1 protein-coding gene is annotated in these 1,272 nt (G+C 44.8%); it reads right to left on the bottom strand.

Features of this window, described 5'->3' with window-relative positions:
* Nucleotides 1–1,203: reverse transcriptase domain-containing protein (locus NC238_05305; GenBank protein ID MCM1565356.1), on the bottom strand; the 1,203-nt coding region annotated here is incomplete at its 3' end.
* Nucleotides 1,204–1,272 lie beyond the last annotated feature (69 nt).

Below are 1,272 nucleotides of genomic sequence, written 5' to 3' on the forward strand. Positions count from 1 at the left end.
ATCTTTTGAAGACCTCGGCAGCGAAGCAGCCTGTAACTCCATCGCGAGATCGTACAGACCTTTTGAGGCACAGGTTTCCGCCAAAGACATGTAGTCTTCTTCCCGGCCATCTTGCAAAACATCTTGAACTATTTTTAATATTTCATCTATTTCCCCAGCCTCAAGGTTAAATAACTTAATAAGAAATTCTCCCGCCTCCCGGCATTCAGGATTTTCCACCAGCAACCGCCCCGCTTCCTCGATTGCCTTGACTTTGTGGTTGTTCCTCAGCCAAAAATCGGCAATATGAAGCTTAATTTTCTCATCCCCGCCAGCAATACGGCAGCGCTGAGCCGCCAGTTCATCCAGCCTGTCCGTTTTACCTCGTTTAACGGAAGTGGACAACAAAATATAATAGGAATACAAATCTTCCGGCTCAAATGTTTCAGCGGCTCCGAAGTATTCTTCCCAACCTCGCAGAACTGACTCCACCTTTGCCAATCTATCTGGCAGGGATAGATTATCACAGCCCTGGTTTAGCGTCCTTAGCCTTTCGGCAAGTGCCTCCAGGGCACGCACACTTGGCCCTTTCCCAAAAAGATCAAAATGATATCCCAAAAAATTAAACCCTTCACCAGCGTGCAAAATCCTGGTCTTCTCCTGCTTTATATCCAGGCCGATTTTATTAATAGATGCCTTAAAACTGTTCAGAGCGTCCTCCGCTACCTGTTTCGTTTCTGCTAAAACCAGTATATCGTCAGAATAACGCAGGTAAGAAAAATCCGGACGACTCATTTCTAAGTCAACCTGGTTTAAATAGATATTCCCAAACAAAGGAGACAACGCGCTCCCCTGGCTGACGCCCAGAACAACCTCATATATACTCATAGAGTAAAAGTTGCTTAACTTAAGACAGTGCTTAATCAGGTTTATCACGCGCTCATCAGTAATTTTTTTACGCAGGCAGTCCACTAGCAAATCGTGTTTTATATTATCGAAAAAGTTGGCTATATCAGTTTCCACAACCCAGCATTTCCCCGCCAAAAGCTGTCTCTGCGCTTCATCAACCGCTATCAAAGCATTCTTACCCTTGCGATATGCATATGAACATTCTAAGAAATCCGGCTCAAAAAGAGGTGTTAAAAGTAAGTAGAGCGCCTGCTGCACAACACGGTCACATACAGAGGATATACCTATGGAACGCTCCTTGCTCCCCTGCCGCATTTTTACTATTAGTACTGGCTGCGGCTCATATATTTCCTGTCTTATATCACAGGCCAGAGAAGCTAGATT

It is taken from the genome of Dehalobacter sp., assembly GCA_023667845.1.
Classification (GTDB): domain Bacteria; phylum Bacillota; class Desulfitobacteriia; order Desulfitobacteriales; family Syntrophobotulaceae; genus Dehalobacter.